Source organism: Vibrio atlanticus, from assembly GCF_024347315.1.
GTDB lineage: Bacteria > Pseudomonadota > Gammaproteobacteria > Enterobacterales > Vibrionaceae > Vibrio > Vibrio atlanticus.
Window position 1 is genome coordinate 1,098,291 of sequence record NZ_AP025461.1, and the last position, 18,747, is coordinate 1,117,037.

The following is an 18,747-nucleotide window of genomic DNA, read 5'->3' on the forward strand; positions in this document are numbered from 1 at the left end:
GGTTAATGCGGTCATTTAAGGAGTAAAAACGTGGGATTCTTTTCTAGATTATTTAGTGGCAAAGAAAAAACCGAACAAAAAGTAGCGATTGAGCCAGTCGAATATAAAGGTTTCAATATCTATCAAGATGCCATTGCTGAATCTGGTCAATACCGTGTAGCTGGGCGAATCGAGAAAGAATTTGATGGTGAAATCAAAACCCATCGTTTTATTCGTTCAGATGTTGTTTCAAACAAACAAGATGCCGATGAACTGATGCTTAAAAAATCGCAGATGTTCATCGACCAAATGGGCGATAGCATTTTTAGCTAACCAAATAGGGTTAGAATTGATGTTGGTCATAATTTAGAGAGCTTTCAGTGTATATGCTGAAAGCTCTTTTTAGTTTTAGGAACAAAGAACAGCTAGTAGGTTGTTATTTAAAGGAATATTTGCAAGTGGTTTGACCTCTTGGCTCAAAAGAGGCGTCATTTCTTCAAATGAAGTGCTCCAATTCCATCCAAATCGTTATAAGTAATAACTTTTCCTGTTCTTTGAATAAAACGCTTGAAGTATTAGTTGTCGTTAGATACAAACGAATAAGTCATTGTGCCAATAGTCAAGGAATAGCTATGCAAATTGGTGTACCAAGAGAAACACTCGCAGGTGAAACGCGAGTCGCTGCTTCACCGAAATCGGTAGAACAGCTTCTGAAATTAGGATTTGAAGTTTGTGTTGAATCACAAGCAGGTGCGTTAGCAAGTTTTGAAGATGCAGTTTATGAACAAGCTGGAGCAAAAATTGTCACCGCAGATGAAGCTTGGAAATCCGATATTATTTTTAAAGTTAACGCTCCGATCGTTGACGAAACTAAAAATGAAATTGATCTTCTTAAAGATGGCGCAACATTGGTCAGCTTTATTTGGCCAGCTCAGAACCCAGAATTAATGGAACAATTGTCCACTCGTAATATCAACGTGATGGCGATGGATTCTGTACCTCGTATTTCAAGAGCTCAAGCGTTAGATGCATTGAGTTCTATGGCTAACATCGCGGGTTACCGTGCTGTTGTTGAGGCGGCGCATGAGTTTGGTCGATTCTTCACAGGTCAAATTACGGCGGCAGGCAAAGTTCCACCCGCGAAGGTACTGGTTGCTGGTGCGGGTGTTGCTGGCCTAGCAGCAATTGGCGCTGCGGGTAGTTTGGGTGCGATCGTTCGTTCGTTCGATGTTCGTCCTGAAGTAAAAGAGCAAGTCGAGTCTATGGGCGCTGAATTCTTGGAAGTGGATTTCAAGGAAGATACCAGCGCGGGCGACGGCTACGCAAAAGAGATGTCTGAAGCATTCAATAAGAAAGCTGAAGAACTGTATGCAGCTCAAGCTAAAGATGTCGATATCATCATTACAACGGCGCTGATTCCAGGTCGTCCGGCTCCTAAGCTGATTACCAAAGAGATGGTAGACAGCATGAGTGCTGGTAGTGTGATTGTGGACCTTGCGGCAGCCAATGGCGGCAACTGTGAATATACCGTTGCGGATCAAGTCATTACAACGGCTAACGGCGTGAAAGTGGTAGGTTACACAGATATGGTTGGTCGACTACCGACTCAATCATCTCAACTGTATGCAACGAACCTCGTTAACTTGCTGAAACTGCTTTGCAAAGAGAAAGATGGCAACATCAATATTGACTTTGAAGATGTCGTGCTACGCGGTGTTACTGTGGTTAAAGAGGGTGAAGTCACTTGGCCTGCACCACCAATTCAAGTTTCAGCTCAACCACAACAAGCTAAGCCCAAAGCGGTCAAACCAGAGCCAAAAGTTGAAGAGCCGGTTTCTCCAATTAAGAAAGTGGCAGGCATGGCGGTTGCTGTAGGTGCATTTGCTTGGGTAGCGTCGGTTGCTCCTGCTGCGTTCTTATCTCACTTTACCGTTTTTGTACTCGCTTGTGTGGTGGGTTATTACGTCGTTTGGAATGTAAGCCATTCTCTGCATACGCCTTTGATGTCCGTAACTAACGCGATTTCAGGAATCATTGTAGTCGGTGCACTGTTACAAATAGGACAAGGAAGTGGCGTTGTCACGTTCTTATCATTTATTGCCGTATTAATTGCAAGTATCAATATCTTTGGTGGCTTTACCGTAACCAAACGTATGCTTGAAATGTTCCGTAAAGACTAAGGAGTGACAGATGTCTGAAGGATTAGTACAAGCAGCTTATATTGTTGCTGCTGTATTCTTTATTATGAGCTTAGCTGGGTTGTCGAAACAGGAATCTGCGCGTGCAGGTAACTATTACGGTATCACGGGTATGGCAATCGCGTTGATCGCGACGATCTTTGGCCCACATTCTGCAGGTATTGTATGGATCATCATTGCTATGGTGATCGGTGGTGGTATTGGTATCCACTACGCAAGAAAAGTAGAAATGACTGAAATGCCTGAGCTGGTGGCAATTCTGCACAGCTTCGTAGGTATGGCAGCAGTACTTGTAGGTTACAACAGTTACATTGATCCACCTGCTACTGTTTCTATCAACCCTGCTGATATTCATGCAGAGCACGTGATCCACTTAGTGGAAGTGTTCCTTGGCGTGTTTATCGGTGCGGTGACGTTCACGGGTTCTATTGTTGCGTTTGGTAAGCTTCGCGGCGTTATCTCTTCGTCTGCATTGAACATTCCTCATAAGCATAAGTGGAACCTAGCGGCGATCGTAGTTTCTACACTACTGATGATCATGTTCGTTAAAGCGGACGGCAGCATGTTCGCGCTAATGGTCATGACTCTTATCGCATTCGCATTCGGTTACCACCTAGTGGCATCGATTGGTGGCGCAGATATGCCAGTGGTTGTCTCTATGCTGAACTCATATTCTGGTTGGGCAGCAGCAGCGGCAGGTTTCATGCTTGCGAACGATCTGCTTATCGTAACCGGTGCATTGGTTGGTTCGTCAGGTGCAATTCTTTCTTACATCATGTGTAAGGCGATGAATCGCTCTTTCATCAGCGTTATTGCTGGTGGGTTCGGCCAAGACGTGGTCGTGTCTGATGGTGATGAAGAGCAAGGTGAACACCGCGAAACATCAGCTGAAGACGTTGCTGACATGCTGAAAAATTCAAAGTCAGTCATCATCACTCCTGGATATGGCATGGCAGTAGCTCAAGCTCAATACCCAGTGCATGAAATCACTGAGAAGCTACGAGCGCAGGGCATCAATGTTCGATTTGGTATCCACCCAGTTGCTGGTAGGTTACCGGGTCACATGAATGTGTTACTTGCTGAAGCAAAAGTACCTTACGATATCGTTCTTGAAATGGACGAACTCAACGATGACTTCAATGAGACCGATACTGTTTTGGTTATCGGTGCAAACGACACTGTGAACCCAGCAGCACTTGAAGATCCAAACAGCCCAATCGCTGGCATGCCAGTACTTGAAGTTTGGAATGCTCAGAACGTTATCGTATTCAAACGTTCGATGAACACAGGTTACGCAGGTGTGCAAAACCCACTGTTCTTCAAAGAGAATACGCAGATGTTGTTTGGTGATGCGAAACAGAGCTGTCTCGGTATTCTAGAGCATCTATAGGAAACACTTTTTAAGTATTTTCTAAGCAAAAGCATTAAGTCGTAACTAAATAAGGAGCTCATTAGAGCTCCTTTTTTTATTCATCTGAAAGTCGCTGTATCCTAAAGCAACAATCTATGACCCATAAGCAGCAATCTATGGCCCATAAGCAATAAGCACAGTCCGATAGACGGCCGTAAAACTCATTGGAATGAAGTTATGACTACTCAAACGATTATTGAGTACAGCTGTGCAACATAGTCCTAATATGATCGTAATTGTCGCTATAACTCGTCATTAGCACGGTTTTTCATGCGGTTATAAATTTATCTTTGATAACGAATGGTATATATTTGATTGATCTATATGAATTTGCGTTGGTTTGTGATCATCAAAAGAACATTTACTCTGCTTATCGCTACATTATCAGTTTCAGTGAACGCGTTTGCTGACTCTTTACCTGAGCGTATCGATAACTTCACTAAACTTTTTGATCATGAAATGGCAATTGAATCTTATGATATTCGACTGCTTCAGGCTGATTACCCGACTCGCTTGATCATGCCGTCTTCTATGCTGCCGCAAACTGCTGAATACCCACTAAAAGACATCCAACGCTTATACCGGTTATCAAAAACATGCAGCGGAAAGTTGCCCTTAAGCCCTCTAATCACAGAGCCTTTGGTCTTTACTCGTGCAATGTGTAAAGGGACTAAACTTTCTGATCGTTGGTTTACTCGAAGTGGTTTGATTCATCCCGGTGGCGGTTCATATGCCGCACGCTACGTTGAGTTATACCCAGAGAAATTTGACTCGTTGAAGCGCTACATGCACATTCAAGAGCGACCGAACACCGAACACGATGAACTACTGTCTCGTCTACAGAAGATGGACAATGAAGCCATAACAGCTTTGTTAGCGGGTGCGAGTATGTTTGTTGAGCTTGATGAAATGTGGGTCAAGCGCGGTGATAGATATTACCTGTATAAAGAATCAGTTTGGAACGAAAACGCTACGCTCGCGGGCTTATCCTTTAGTTTGTCCTCAGAAGGCAACAGCTGTTTCGTCCAACGCGGCAATGTATGTTGGGAAATAGAAGATCATTCAGAACTTCTGCAGATCGCCATGTTTATTTTGGTGATTGCCAATATCCTACTCGTGTTGGGGTGGGCGGTTTACCGTTGGAACAGTAAAAAACAAGAGATGAAGAGCCGCATGCTGGTTCTTCAAATTCTAACGCATGAATTAAGAACGCCGATTGCGAGTTTGTCATTGACGGTTGAAGGGTTTAGGCGAGAGTTCGAACACTTGCCAGAATCGGTATATGATGAATTTCGTAGGTTGTGTGAAGATACACGCCGTTTAAGGCAGTTGGCAGAAGCAAGTAAAGACTATTTGCAATCAGACAACCAACCGCTTGCAACAGAGTGGGTGCCAAGTGTTGAAGAGTGGCTTCAATACAAAGTTGAAGAAGACTTTGCACCGGGCATTGAACTCCGCGTAAACAAAGATATTGCTGCAAAAGTAAACGTATATTGGTTAGGAACGTGTATAGATAACCTGATCAGAAATGCCGTGAAATACGGCGTTGCCCCGGTGATACTAGAACTGAATACTTCTGACAAGAAGCTGACATTCAAAGTTATAGATAATGGAGACTTGTCTCGCAAAGATTGGGGGCAACTAAGAAAGCCATTCGTAAGTAAGAGTGGACTCGGTTTAGGTCTGACGATAGTAGAATCTATGGTCGGAAAAATGGGCGGTCACATGACGCTTATCGGCCCCCCAACAACATTTATTTTGGAGATACCTTGTGAAACAGACATTGCTTCTCGTTGAAGACGATAAAAATTTAGCTGACGGTTTATTAGTTAGCCTTGAGCAAGCTGGATATGAATGTTTACATGCCGAGCTGATCTCTGAAGTTGAAGGCTATTGGGAACAAGCGGATCTTGTGATCCTAGACCGTCAACTTCCTGATGGCGACTCAGTAGATTCACTTCCAGGTTGGAAGAAAAAGAAAGACATCCCAGTTATTTTGCTAACGGCTCTCGTAACAGTAAAAGACAAAGTAGCCGGCTTAGACTCAGGTGCGAACGACTACCTAACGAAACCATTTGCAGAAGCTGAACTGTTTGCTCGAATCCGTGCACAACTACGCCTACCTGATGCTGAAGACCAAGATGCATCAAAAGTGATGGCTCAAAACCTTGTAATTGACAAAGCAACACGTGAAGTGTTTTTTAACGAACTGGAAGTCACGTTAACGCGTACGGAATTTGATTTACTATTATTCTTGGCAAGTAATCTTGGTCGAGTGTTTACTCGCGATGAGCTACTCGACCACGTTTGGGGTTATAACCACTTCCCAACAACTCGTACTGTAGATACGCACGTTCTGCAACTAAGACAGAAGTTGCCAGGTTTAGAAATTGAAACCTTACGTGGCGTTGGCTACAAGATGAAAGCGTAATGAAAAAAGCCTTACTTCCACTACTCATTTTATCAAGTGTCATCAATACTGCACACGCAGCCGATTGGTTTAAGGACAGTGATGCGCTGACACAAGTGCACAAGCACCTGCTAGATAATGATTTAGCGTTGATGTTTGATTCATTGGTGGAAGTTTGGCAAATCAATGCTTCGCAATCTCGCGAAGATCATCTCAATCAGCTGTTCGAGCAAGCATTGAACAAAGATTGTGGGAAAACGCTCACCAAAAACACTTTACCGGATTGGATCAGCTCGGTCGTAGTGAAAAGACACATTATTCAAAGTCCAGGCAGGGAAACATTCCGCGTGGCTATTGATGTTGAATCGGAAAGCAACATCCAAGACATCACCTTTGAGAAGTGGGTCGACAAGGTCGTTTCGTCTGACAGTGAGTTCACCAAAGGCAACCCGGTAATCAATAACACTTCAGTGAGCGTATACAGCAAACGTTATAGCTTAGCGTCTCAACTTGATTCAGGGCTTTATCGCCTGACTGTAAAAGGAAATAGCGGTAACTCCTGGAGCACTTGGGTCATTCTTGGTGAGGTGGTTATGCGTCAACAAGTTCGTTGGGCATCTAAAGACTCTTGGTTGATCGATAAAAAAGCACTGCTGAACCCATACTGCCCATTACCAAAGCTAGACGTCGGTTTATACGATTATGTCGATGAACGATATAAGCAGGTGTGGGGTAAAAGTTATGAATCCGATTATCCGACCAATTTAACGGGTGAAGAACTGCCCAATGATCGTTATGTTTTAGCTGTTTCAATGGTGCATTCGCGCTGGCAAGGTGACATAGCGATAGAGCAAGCACAAACTATCAGTAAAACTTATGATATTTCTAGCGAAGAGTAGCTAAAGTAATTTAGAATTGAGCCGTTAATAATGTAAGGGATCTAACAAAGATAAACGGCATGAAAAATACAACTAAACTACTCGCAGCATCAATTGCATTCGCCAGTCTTCCTCTTTCAGCAGCAAACTACGCCATTGAAGCGCGTGGTGATGCGATGGGTGGTGTTGGTGTTGTTTCAGCAAACTTCCTAACAGCTCCATTCTATAACCCAGCACTTGTTGCTATTTATCGTCGTAACGATGATATGGGTATGATCACGCCAAGTTTTGGTGGTAGTTATAATGACCCCCAAGACATGAAATCAAATATTGATTCCGCTCTGGCTGCGACAAACACTGCAGATTTAGATGCAGCTCTTAAAAAACTCGATGGTAACCAAGCTAATGTTGAACTTGGTGGTGTTGTCGCATTCGCTATCCCAAATCAATTTATAGCGGCGAACCTATTCGGCAAAGCCTATACAGAATCGTTCGCTACACCAAATGTTTACAACGAAGCGTCAGCGACAGATGCCGATAAACTTGAGTTGTCGACGGTAGAAGCCGTTGCTATTGGTGTTACCGAAGTTGGATTAACTCTCGCTAAATATCAAACCTTTATGGGGCAGCATATTTCATTTGGTATCACGCCTAAACTTCAACGTATTTACACATACAACTACGTTGCTTCTGTTAAGAGCTACGATTTGTCTGATGTAAGAGACAATGGTGAAGGTGAAACTTCTTTTAATATGGATGCTGGCGCGCTTTGGTTCACAGGTCCATTTCGAGTTGGCTTTTCGGCTACCAACTTAATATCTAGAGATATCAATACCAAAGATACATCTCAAACTTTAACGAGTACGACCAGCGGTGTGACACACAAAGTCGGTGGCCAATACGCATACAAACTAGAGCCAGTATATACCGTAGGTGCTGGTATCGTAGCGGACTACTTCACGCTTAGTGTCGACTATGACTTAAATGAAACCGAAAAGTTTACTTCGTTCAAAGATAATGAACAGATGATTCGCGTTGGTACAGAAGTTGATGTTCTGCGTCAGCTACAGCTAAGGGCAGGGTACTACAAGAATTTGGCATACTCTGGTTCAGAAGGTACAGTCACTGCAGGTATTGGTTTGTCGCCACTCAATTTGTTCCAGTTAGATTTAAGTGCTAACTACACAAATGAAAATGCAATGGGTGCATCAATCAATTTCCTTGCTAGTTACTAACAGTCCTTATATAGTTCTGCTCCTAAATAAAGGAGCAGACTATGCTAAACGACTTACCAACCCTTTCTCACGAAGAACAACAGAAAGCTGTTGAACGAATTCAAGAAATGATGACCCAGGGCATCAGCACAGCACAAGCTATCAAAATCGTTGCTGAGCAAATTCGTGAAGAAATGAGTAATAAAGAAGAGTAGGGCATTAGCCCTTCTTTTTTAACACCCTAGCGCACTATAACTAAACAAATTACCCTCTAGAATATTATCTCGTACATACCAACTCTTTAGTTACCCTAAATCCCGAGCTATTCAAAACCATTAAATGCTTTTTATTCAGTGAGTTACGTTAGAGTAATCCGCTTATCAGGCTTTTGGGGGCTTCTATTTGTAATTAAATTACAGCAAGATCTAAAAGCAATACAACTATCACTTTGGGTGTCAGTATTTATGTCACCATGTCTAAGTGGTTCAATCTATGGCGTTTTTTAAGGCTAGTGACGTTGTGACTTCCATTTTTAGTGGATAAGAGTGCGTGATTGGAAGCGTGTAGGGAACAGAATAATAAGGATTTCCTCGAAGACCAGCGCGAGATAAGTAACGACGGTAATGTTCAAAACCGATACCGCGAGTGACTTACGACTGCTGAGAGAAAGCTTTTACTAGTCAGATATGTGCGGTTTAGAACAAGTAGTTAGGAAGCTTAGAAACGATACATCTCAACCTGAGAATGCGATTAATGGCGTTACTACAGAATGTGTTATTACCGATGGTGAGAGCGCGCTTAGAGGCGTACGCATCGATTAGAACCCTAATGAGACAGTAAAGCTTTTGGCTTCTTTAGTCTGCGTTGAAAATCTGACGGCAGCTTAAATGGAGAGTAGATATCGACAGGGTATTAATGGCGTCTTGATTGAGTATTGGCAGAGAGTTGAATGTGTAACTGCAGTCTAGTCAAGCGAGTTTTAGTGCAACTTTGCGACTTGGTTTCGTCCGTTGTCTTTCGCTTGGTAGAGTGCCTTGTCTGCACGTTTAATTGCAGAACGTATCGATTCATGTTGCTTAAGCTGTGTTACTCCAGTCGAAGTCGTTACTTTAAGCGCTTTAGGCCAAACGCTTTGGTCGATTGCTAGGTATAGATTATTGATAGATTCGTTACACTGTAGCGCAGTTTGCTCCAGGCAAACTAAAAGGAACTCCTCACCACCCCAGCGATAAAGTAAATATTGCTCACCAAGACTCTCGTTCGCCGTTGCGACAAACTGAATAAGTACTTTGTCACCCACTTCATGGCCATGTTGATCATTGATTTGCTTAAAATGGTCTAAATCAAACAAAGCGATGTGAATTGTTTTTCCTTGCTGGGCTAACCATTCAAAATCATAGAAAGCATCTAAAGCTTCAGTTCTGTTCCTACAGCCGGTTAACGGATCGGTTGTAGCCTTTATCTTTAGCTCTTCAATTTCTTGAGTCAACAAACGTTGTTGCTGTGCGGCATCTGTTCTTGTTCTTCTGGCTAGATATAACGCACAAGATATATAGTAAATCGCATACAGCACCCATAAACTAATTAAGAGTTTTCCTAGTACAAACTTGTCGATCGTCTTGCCGTGAAAAACGATGCTTTGTACTGTCAGTTTATGGTGCCCATCAAGTGTGCTAGCACCAAGCCCTAACTCAACAGACACTGCGTTGGTAACGTCTACGGCGCTATTCGTAATAGGGTGGTTGTAATAGTCGATCCACCACAAAGGGACATTGAAATAATCTAAGTCGATGTGTTTTCTATCGGGTAACGAGAAATCTAAACGATTGAACTTATTAGACATAGCGTCACCTTGAACGCTGTAATTCTCGTCGTAATTTCGAATGTAAAAGCGAAACCTTGGCTGTTCTTGGCCTTCGTAATCTATATTGATGGTCACTGAGTCATACACTGAGAGATCCAGACCTTTACCTTCCGTAGAGATAACGAACTCAATCTCACAGAATGGCGAGCTATAGGTACGCTTAAAGTCACACTGTAACTCAATGGTGTCTTCTGACTTATACAGCACCCCTTTGGTGCCACCATTATGTTCTTGGTCAGTGTTAACGAGTGTAGGGAATCTATCTGGAGTGATAACGTAGTTTTGATCCATGATCATATGGTAAGAGATAAACGACAGTAGAGTGGCAGCGAGGCAAAAAACCGAAAGGAATATATTGATTTGCCTGAATACGTTGTCGCTCAAAATGTTAATCATCCATACATGTAACTTTGTGGTTATGCGTGATGTCACCGCAAACAGAGATTCTATCGAGTATTCACATTCGAACCCAATAGTTAAAATTGAATTGAAGATTATACAGAAAAGTTAATGATTAAACTGATTTTTAGAACAAATTCTGTACGCATGGCGTTGGTTTTGAATGCTATTCACTCGATAAGTGTGGTTTTTGCGGGGGTATCAATTTAACTGTATATTTATACAGTTAAATTTAAAGTGGATCGTTTTGTTGTAATCAGAGTGGTGTGTACGAGTTTTATGGCTTGCTGTGATAACGAGTCACGAGTCCGCTGTTACTGTCCATCAATTAAAGTGGAGGGCAGTTATGTTGCAGTGTCACTTTTTAGGCTCAATTTTATCGAGACACTTTGTTGTCTATGAGAGCGTTTGTACCACTCATCTTGTCTTTCATTCCCAATTACGCGCCATATGTCGAACAAGGCTTCAATGCACTGCAGAACATCCCTAACCCTTATTGGTTTGTAGTCGGTGCTGTTGTAATCGATACGCTAGGCATGCGCGCCATGGTGCGATATCTACTTGAATACTACGCGTCTCGATGGAAAACGAAGTGATGGCGTTCCTTGATGCGTTAATTATTGCATTCATGACAGGCGGAGTCTCAAGCCTTGGCACGATTGCGGCTTTGAAAACAGACGTCAACTGGATAAAGCGAGTGCAACAAGACCAAGAGCAACGGATAGGAAAACTGGAGGACCCTAATGGCTAGAAAGGTTACAAATACCGGGCCTTTGTTCCAAAAAATTATCCTTTTGTATATCAGTGATAATTATAGTAATTGCACTATAATTGGGACCTATAGAACAAAAGTTGCATATCATGCGTTGAGATATGAGTGTAAGGTATCATATTACCCTTAATCCCTTATATCGAGCATGGAGAATGAAGTGAAGCAAGAACCTTTGAATCTTGTTCCTGTTAAAATTCAGGAAGTTGATAATATTAGTATGGGTGTCCTACCTAACGGTGAGACGTTTCTTTCACTTCAAGGTTTAGCCAAATTTTGTGGTTTGGCGCCTAGTTCAGTGATTCAATTGGCACAAGATTGGTCCGCGGGTGAAGCTCAGGGGAAAATCCGAGGTCAACAACTAACAGAATTAATAAAGGAATGGACAGAGTCGGACTTTGTTCCAGACAGTCTTTATGTAGAGATAGACAGTAAGAACTCGATTACTGGCGTGATTCACGCTGTGCCCGAACAAATTGTAATGGCTATTACAGATTATTACGCGCACTATGCTCAGGTAATTAAACCAGAAGCTGTTCGCAACTATCGTAGAGCTGCCAAGCTAGGTTTGCGTAAGTATATATATGATCGTCTTGATTACAATGAACAGGATCTAATATCTGAAAGCTGGAAACTATTCCAAGAGCGAGTCCTAAATAATGAATGCCCTAAAGGGTATTTCACGATGTTTGATGAAGCTACTACGATTATTGCTTCTCTTATTCGCAATAATATTATTGTTGACGACTCTATAATGCCGGACGGTAGTTTGGGCATCCATTGGGCTAAGTTTTGGAAAAATCAAAGCTTAGAGGTTGTTCATGGTGAGCGAATCAAAATCGCTCATAAATATCCAGATTCATATCGACAACTAGATCCCGAGATCAATGCATACCCTGTGGGCGCATTATCAGAGTTTAGAGTGTGGTTTCAAGAGACCTATCTGCCGGAGAAATATCCAGCATACATTAAACGTAAAATTAAAGATGGGACAGTAGCCTTAGAAGCTGTTCCCGTACTTCTATCAGCGGTTATGCCTCCAGAAGTGTCAGAAAGACTATTAAACTAAAGGTCCTTGAAAAAGTAAGAATACACCCAACGTTTTGTATATTTATCTACGTTGGGTTTGTTTTTAGTAACACTGATTTGAGTTAGGTGGGAGCCTTATTCATATATTATCTTGACGTTTCTTTCCCAGGAGAATTTATGGAAAATTTGAATAAATTAGAGTCAATTGTCGATTTGTATTTTAGTAAAAAGTACAAATTATTTAAACCTCAAGATGCAAATGGAGATACCTTGGGGAAATGCTTTGAGTTTGAGAGTCGTGCTGATTTCTTGGATGCATACCTGCAATACTACCGTAATTTACCGAATTTGGACGCTGCTATTGCGAATGGGTGTAGTGCAAAGTTTAAAATCCTATATGAGTCACAAGAATATGAGCTTAAGCATATTCACCAAGAAGAGTTTAAAGACGACAAGGGTAATCTTCGAGGCGTAAATAATACTATATTATCAAGCATGGCAGTTAAGCTTAGATCAAAGTCCTCTCAGTTAAAAAAGGCTAAATCATTTGATGATGTCTACAGTATTGTGAAAGCGACTAAAGTTTCTGGTTTCGGTGAGTTATCAATTTATGATGCCGCGGTAAGAATATCAGCATATTTAGGCTTTAAACCGACGAAGGTATTTCTACATGCTGGCACTCGAATAGGGGCTAGCTATTTGGAGGATAAAGAACTATTGCCGGAAGACTCTTCTCTTGAAGAAACTCTAGAGATCTTTGATTTCCCAAAACCAATTCAAAAGTTAAATGCTATACAATTAGAGAACTTCTTGTGTTCTTTTAAGAGTGACTTAAAAAAAATATAGTAACCACAAGGCTCCTAAAGGTTTGTTATTCCTGTTACGCCGGGTGTCTGGGGCGTTCTAAGTTACACATGGAACTGGATGTTAGATTCTTGAACTGACATCATACTTTATTGATTACATTGCATTTTGTTTCTTATGATCGTATCATTGACTGGCTTTTGGTAGGGGCTTATTAGTTCCTGATCAAAAGGAACTTAACAGGTTGTCAACTCCCAGCGGTATGCCAATAAGGCAAGCTGAGCAGATAGACAGCAGGAACTGGAATAGGGTCTTCATAGATACCTCCACGGTTATAGTTACAGTATAATCCATTTCTAACATGACGCGGCTAGAGTCTTCGGATTCGTGGATGGTTGTTTTAACAACTTGGTTAAGCCGAGGTAAGGCGTAAGGAATTGCCGCAGTTCTAAGTCTGCCTCGGTTTTGCTAGAGTACTCTAATGTCATCAAATATTCCTCTCTGGTATCGAAATCGCGGGTATCTTCATTTCGATTTGCCGATCAGCTTAAAAAAAGCACGCAATCTAGTCACTAACTCAGATCTTGTAGCAAAACATGCGTTCTTTCCCTTAATCAATTATGCGGTTGAATCTAAGAAAATAAGTAAAGATAAGAAAACGCGAAAAATCGATATTGCAGTCAAAGAGCGTCCAATTGCTTATTCAGCACATGTAGATAGCCATATTTATGCTTACTATACCGAAATTTTGAGTAGAAAGTACGAATCTAGATTAAAGCAACTAGGGCTATCAGAGTGTATTCTTGCTTTCCGTGGGTTGGGGAAAAGTAATATCGATTTTGCCTTTGAAGCGTTCGAGCAAATTAAGGATATGGGGGAGTGTAGTGCAGTAGCTTTAGATTTCTCTAAATTCTTTGACACGCTAGATCACTCAATTTTGAAACAAAGTTGGGCTGGTTTACTAAGCAAAGACAAACTCCCACCTGACCATTTCAATGTGTTTAAATCTATCACTAAGTTTGCCCAAGTAAATAAAGTTGATTTGTATAATGAGTTTGGCATTTCGCCTAATAACCCCAAAAATGGACGAAATCGAATTTGTACTGCTAAGGAGTTTCGAGATATCGTTCGGACGAAGAAGCTTATAAAGCCAAACAAAAACTCATTTGGTATACCTCAAGGTTCTCCAATAAGCGCACTTTTATCAAACATTTATATGCTTGAGTTTGATGCAGAAATGAAAAGGTACGTAGATATTCATGGTGGAAAATATTATCGCTACTGTGATGATATGTTGTTTATAGTACCGACACCTCTCAAAGTTAGAGTAGCGGGCTATGCTCAAGATCGAATAAAGAGCTTAAAAGTTACAATTAATCCAAAAAAAACCGAATTAAGAACATTCAAATATAAAAATGGCTCTTTAACTTCGGAGCAAATGCTTCAATATTTAGGTTTCATGTTTGATGGTGAAAATGTTTATATTCGGTCATCTTCACTGGCGAGGTATTCGGAAAAAATGAAACGTGGGATTCGTTTAGCTAAAAGAACAATGGACAAGTATAATTCGGTTCGGATAACTAAAGGTTTGCCTGAGAAAAAACTTTATAAGCGTAAATTGTATAGTCGCTATACTCACTTAGGTGGGAGGAATTTCGTTACCTATGGATTGAGGGCCGCAAAAACTATGCAAAGTAAAACTATCAAACGCCAACTTAAGCCTCTCTGGCGTAGATTTCATGAAGAAATAGAGAGAGAAATATAATAGGTGCTCACGCGTGGTCAGCATGTAATCAAACGCGGATTCTGTCTCACTGAATCTTAGGTTCATCAAGCGGCCAGTCGCATCGTCAATGAACACCAATAGGCAGCATTTGTCGCTGCGGCCTTCAAACCAGTCATGATGGGATCCGTCAATTTGGATAAGTTCACCCAAGCAATCACGACGGTAACGAGGCTGATAGATCCGAGGTTTTCGTTTCGCATGTGGAAGCCACAGTCCGTCGGCGATCATCCATTGACGCAGTGTTTCTTTAGAGACTGATAGATTGTGCAGTTCAGTCAGTTTTTCCAGAGCGAACGTTGGTGAGAAGTCAGAATAATGCTCACGAACAAGTTTCAGTTTTTCAATTCTGAAATGTTCTGAGTAGCGTCGATTACTTGGGCGTCCACGCGAGACTTTGCGCGCCAAGAGAGACAAGTTGGTTCACCAAACGCCGGATATGACGCGCAGATAGATTCAAAATGACAGCAGCGTCAACTTGGCATAGTCGTTTTTCACGTACATCAGTCAGAACCTTGAATCTAAGCATCCAGATAACTCCTAAGCAGACCAATATAGGTAAGCTTAGGAGGACATTTTAAAATGGCTCAAACCGGACATTACTAAATTGCTCTAACAAATTCAGTGCGTATTATGTCTGCTTATGTTCAATAGTGCATATCTTATCATTACAGTGCAACCTCTTGTATTTAGAGGTTTTATCGGTGAAGTATCGCGAAATGAGTAAGAATTACATTTTTCGAGAGTTAGAGTGCCAAATGACCAAGGAAGAGGTCGCGGAACTGTGTTTTAAAACTGTGAGGACTGTCACGGGTTGGGATGAAGGAAAACCGATACCACCTGAATGTAAAAGGCTTATGCGTATGGCTAAAGGCCGGGAACTAAGCGTAAGTAATGATTGGGAACAGTTCAAAATGTTATACGACAGTTTGGAACTGCCGACAGGACAAGTCGTGAGGCCACAACAAATACTAGCAGGGATTGCGTTATTGGGGATTCAGTCAGAGTTAGAGATAAAGACTTCAACCCACTTATTAAAGATCGCTCGTTCTATAGCAAAAATTAGATAAAAATAGTTAGAAAGAACAAGAAAGATTGTGATGAAAACCACAATCTTTCTTACATGAAAAGTAGCTTACATATCAAAGTCTATATCTAATATTCGTGAGACTTGTTCGCTCTTATCGTTAATAGGTTTGTATATTTCTTCATAATAATTAGTAATTTGCTCTTTCACTATACCTTTATAAAAATCTAGCGATCCTTGAAGGTTCAAGTAACTATACATATCTATTGTAATAAACTCATCATCACGACTATTAGTTGAAACCAAAAGGATTTCTTCAGCAGACAGTTCGCGTAATTTAAGTGGGTCTACTCTTTGAGATTTCTCACCAATTTCAAATAAATGTCTAGATATAATGCCTTCAAAATCAGAACTTGATCTTCTAGTTCCGTTCTTTAAAAAACTAAGAGTTGATAGGACATTATTTTGCTCTAATATATGTTGGCTTTCACAAGAGAAACTATTAAGTTCAAAATTCGCTTGAAATACTATTTTTTTTGATTTCAGTATATCGACAACCATTGAATCTAATACTGTATCTTTACTTTCTGTATTGAGGTGATTCAATTTTTTATGTTTAAAGTATTCAAGTACAAGTAAAGTATTGAAGTCATCAGTGTCGATATATTTAAGGAATAGCATAACATTATCAAACTTATCTTCTTTGTCTATTACACTTGAAAGTTTAGAGTAAAACTTTTCCTTATGTTTATGTGGCAAAGAAGCAATAAATTTAGCAGCATGGAACTCTTGTATGGACTTATGTAAGAAAACATACTTGTCGAAACCATCTTTTTGTAAAAGGCATGTTATATTCAAGAGGTCTTGCTGAATTGATTCTGTATGTTCTAATGGCAATTGGGTAAGGTTAATTGCCGACTGTAGGAAGTGATGAAGAGACTCTTCGGAAAACTCTAAAGCATTTTTGTTTATACTATCGAAACACAGCGCGTTAAATACTTTCCCTGCGTCTATAGCACCAATTTGAGAATACTTCTCTCTATTAAAGTTCTTGATTTTATCATGCCTACTAAATAAAGTTATAAATAGCTTGTCATAAAAATCAACTACACTTTCTGGAACTATGTCTAAATAGGGGTAGCAGACATATAGCAAATTTACCAAAATAGGGCTTATTAATGTTTCTTGTAAAGGAATATTTCCTTTTATTAATGATGGTAATTCTGCGATATCTTTGTTTTTGTCGAGCTTAGAAATTATAGAAATAATATCATCTAAATCTAGTTTTTTAACCTTTAAATTTGTAATGTCAACTTCACCACAAATTTCAGTGCCAGGTCTAGTTGTTACTATAACATCACAATCATATCTGGTTTTTAATTGTGTTATTTCAAGTAGCATTCTTAAGCGATTTTTTGATGAAACTTCATCATAACCATCTAGCATCATTACTATTTTATTTGATTGTAATAATAACTCTACATCTCCATCATTGAAGGCTAGCCCTATATCCCGTAATTGTTGTTTGAAATAATCGAGAATAGTATCTTCACCAACACGTCTTAGTTCGATCATAAAAGGAAAACGTTCACCTTTCTTAAGCTCTTCAAGGAACAATTTTCTTAGAATTGTGCTTTTTCCTTGACCTGCAATACCTATGATGTTGATAACTTGACGATAACTAAGTGTAAAATTGTCATCTACAGTTAATTCATCTAAATTTGATTGAACCACTAGTTTCAATGGAGAGTATATTTCATCTAAGTAGATATCTGACTCTGCACTATGAAGCGTACGCATTTTCATAAAACGGCTGACATATTTTTCAGCATATACCTGAGCAGGGTAGTCTTCTGACAACTGTCTTAGCAGTCCTTTTCCTGACTCAGTATCTTGTGTCCATGGTTTATCAAGGATTTTTTTTGCCACATGCGTCACTATCTGTTTTAACGCAACCATCGTTAGAGTAGTAGCTGGTTCCATCGTGTTTAACCTTGTATTTGATGATTTTAGTAGTTTGTCACATACCATCCAGATATAACAAGACGTTTTGCAATGTCGTTGAGTAATGCGATATGAAGATCAAAAGCTTAGTTAGTCAAACGTTTATGGTTAGGTCGAATTTACCCCCGTGATACAACACGGGGGTTGTCCCCATCTTCCGCGCTCGTCGTCCTCAGTCTTCGTCCTCCTTGCTTGTCATCAGGGGAACTCACGTTCTTATTCAGTTAAGCAAAGCAAATCCTCAACATAACTCTGCTAATAATACGAACTATGAGCTAATTTGTTTAAGACCGTCTAAGGCATTGAGAAAATCAGACACCGCCTGATTGTTATCGTAAAGCTTATCCGTTAGCTGCTTATTCTTGTGGCACTCAGAAAGATAAAGCTCTTTATATCTCAAAGCATCATAACCGCCTTTGATAAGAGCTTTGCTCATAGTTGACGTGTTGGTCTGCTCTTTTAAATCTGAAAGCATTTTTTCGTGCTCTGTAGTATCTCGAATTGTTATTGCCATCATTTTTCCTTTCTGCAGAAATTGCCTGGTTCAATTATGATAGCAAAGTTTCATCTCGAGTCCTGGAGCCGGTTAACGTTTTGATAGCAAAAATAAACACCATAATACGTACTTAACGAAAAGTTAAAATCATCTGAAGCCGAGTAATATGAAGCCTAAACTCTAGAAGCTCTGCAAATGTCGGAGCTCCTACACGTTTAAACATTCCAAAAGATGAATTGTAAAAAACTCGATAGATTTCTACCTGTTTAGCCGTCAAATCAACACTTTCCACTTAACACCTCCAGTAAAACTATAACCACCAATTAAGACTCAACAAAGCCTACCCAAGTTTAAAGAGCGCCTAGCAAGATGAAGGGTTTTCGTTTGTCTCTCGAACGCCAGCTGCGCTTCGCTGATTATCGCTCATCAAGCTGAATCGACCCCTTAACATGATCATGTTCGCTTATCCCTGCGGGGCTTGG

General features: G+C 40.6%; 16 protein-coding genes and 2 pseudogenes. 14 read left to right on the top strand and 4 right to left on the bottom strand.

Annotated elements, in window-relative coordinates; all coding sequences use genetic code 11:
• The first annotated feature begins 30 nt into the window (after positions 1-30).
• The 8 genes from OCV30_RS20605 (at position 31) to OCV30_RS20640 (ending at position 8,305) form a co-directional block, all read left to right on the top strand.
• Positions 31-312, top strand: coding sequence for an HlyU family transcriptional regulator (locus OCV30_RS20605; RefSeq protein ID WP_065680063.1), 282 nt, complete (start codon positions 31-33; stop codon positions 310-312).
• 299 nt (positions 313-611) lie between these two features.
• On the top strand, positions 612-2,159 hold the full coding sequence (pntA, locus tag OCV30_RS20610) for a Re/Si-specific NAD(P)(+) transhydrogenase subunit alpha (RefSeq protein WP_012600628.1): 1,548 nt from the start codon (positions 612-614) through the stop codon (positions 2,157-2,159).
• 10 nt (positions 2,160-2,169) lie between these two features.
• The gene (gene pntB / locus OCV30_RS20615; RefSeq protein ID WP_009845361.1) at positions 2,170-3,567 is read left to right on the top strand and encodes a Re/Si-specific NAD(P)(+) transhydrogenase subunit beta; all 1,398 of its coding nucleotides are present in this window, start codon (positions 2,170-2,172) and stop codon (positions 3,565-3,567) included.
• Between the two features lie 345 nt (positions 3,568-3,912).
• Positions 3,913-5,385 carry a sensor histidine kinase VxrA gene (gene vxrA / locus OCV30_RS20620; RefSeq protein WP_009845362.1) on the top strand — a complete coding sequence of 491 codons (1,473 nt, stop codon included), beginning with the start codon at positions 3,913-3,915 and terminating at the stop codon, positions 5,383-5,385.
• Positions 5,360-6,019, top strand: coding sequence for a response regulator transcription factor VxrB (gene vxrB, locus OCV30_RS20625; RefSeq protein ID WP_009845363.1), 660 nt, complete (start codon positions 5,360-5,362; stop codon positions 6,017-6,019). The genes vxrA and vxrB overlap by 26 nt, the downstream gene beginning before the upstream one ends.
• Positions 6,019-6,897 (top strand): DUF2861 family protein, encoded by an 879-nt coding sequence (locus OCV30_RS20630; protein WP_017098137.1) that lies wholly within the window; start codon positions 6,019-6,021, stop codon positions 6,895-6,897. Before vxrB ends, OCV30_RS20630 begins: the two co-directional genes overlap by 1 nt.
• 59 nt (positions 6,898-6,956) lie before the next feature.
• Positions 6,957-8,111 carry a conjugal transfer protein TraF gene (locus OCV30_RS20635; protein WP_012600631.1) on the top strand — a complete coding sequence of 385 codons (1,155 nt, stop codon included), beginning with the start codon at positions 6,957-6,959 and terminating at the stop codon, positions 8,109-8,111.
• Between the two features lie 41 nt (positions 8,112-8,152).
• Positions 8,153-8,305 (top strand): YoaH family protein, encoded by a 153-nt coding sequence (locus OCV30_RS20640; RefSeq protein WP_004731009.1) that lies wholly within the window; start codon positions 8,153-8,155, stop codon positions 8,303-8,305.
• 764 nt (positions 8,306-9,069) lie between these two features.
• Here OCV30_RS20640 and OCV30_RS20645 read toward each other — a convergent pair.
• On the bottom strand, positions 9,070-10,350 hold the full coding sequence (locus OCV30_RS20645) for a GGDEF domain-containing protein (protein ID WP_065680064.1): 1,281 nt from the start codon (positions 10,348-10,350) through the stop codon (positions 9,070-9,072).
• 407 nt (positions 10,351-10,757) lie between these two features.
• On the opposite strand from OCV30_RS20645, the pseudogene OCV30_RS20650 reads away from it, so the two are divergent.
• The 5 genes and pseudogenes from OCV30_RS20650 to drt2 all read left to right on the top strand — a co-directional run.
• Positions 10,758-10,949: pseudogene (locus OCV30_RS20650) on the top strand (hypothetical protein); the annotation flags it as partial.
• Positions 10,934-11,104: a hypothetical protein gene (locus OCV30_RS20655; RefSeq protein ID WP_167351961.1), complete on the top strand. Its 171-nt coding sequence runs from the start codon at positions 10,934-10,936 to the stop codon at positions 11,102-11,104. The pseudogene OCV30_RS20650 and the gene OCV30_RS20655, both read left to right, overlap by 16 nt.
• Before the next feature lie 178 nt (positions 11,105-11,282).
• Complete coding sequence (locus OCV30_RS20660) at positions 11,283-12,191, top strand: BstA C-terminal domain-containing protein (protein ID WP_141678308.1); 909 nt, start codon at positions 11,283-11,285, stop codon at positions 12,189-12,191.
• A gap of 137 nt (positions 12,192-12,328) precedes the next feature.
• A complete protein-coding gene (locus tag OCV30_RS20665; RefSeq protein ID WP_065680067.1) occupies positions 12,329-12,997 on the top strand; it encodes a hypothetical protein in 669 nt (222 codons plus the stop codon).
• A 439-nt stretch (positions 12,998-13,436) separates the two neighbouring features.
• Positions 13,437-14,720 (top strand): antiviral reverse transcriptase Drt2, encoded by a 1,284-nt coding sequence (gene drt2 / locus OCV30_RS20670; RefSeq protein ID WP_065680068.1) that lies wholly within the window; start codon positions 13,437-13,439, stop codon positions 14,718-14,720.
• Here drt2 and OCV30_RS20675 read toward each other — a convergent pair.
• Positions 14,721-15,267, bottom strand: a pseudogene (locus tag OCV30_RS20675) (transposase family protein); the annotation flags it as partial.
• Positions 15,268-15,442: 175 nt separating this feature from the next.
• On the opposite strand from OCV30_RS20675, the gene OCV30_RS20680 reads away from it, so the two are divergent.
• Positions 15,443-15,808 carry a phage protein gene (locus OCV30_RS20680; RefSeq protein ID WP_065680069.1) on the top strand — a complete coding sequence of 122 codons (366 nt, stop codon included), beginning with the start codon at positions 15,443-15,445 and terminating at the stop codon, positions 15,806-15,808.
• 65 nt (positions 15,809-15,873) lie between these two features.
• Here the strand turns inward: OCV30_RS20680 and OCV30_RS20685 are convergent, their stop codons facing one another.
• Both OCV30_RS20685 and OCV30_RS20690 read right to left on the bottom strand, forming a co-directional pair.
• Entirely contained in the window at positions 15,874-17,748 is a 1,875-nt protein-coding gene (locus OCV30_RS20685) for an NACHT domain-containing protein (protein ID WP_065680070.1), read from the bottom strand.
• Between the two features lie 289 nt (positions 17,749-18,037).
• Positions 18,038-18,283 (bottom strand): hypothetical protein, encoded by a 246-nt coding sequence (locus tag OCV30_RS20690; RefSeq protein ID WP_065680071.1) that lies wholly within the window; start codon positions 18,281-18,283, stop codon positions 18,038-18,040.
• Positions 18,284-18,747 lie beyond the last annotated feature (464 nt).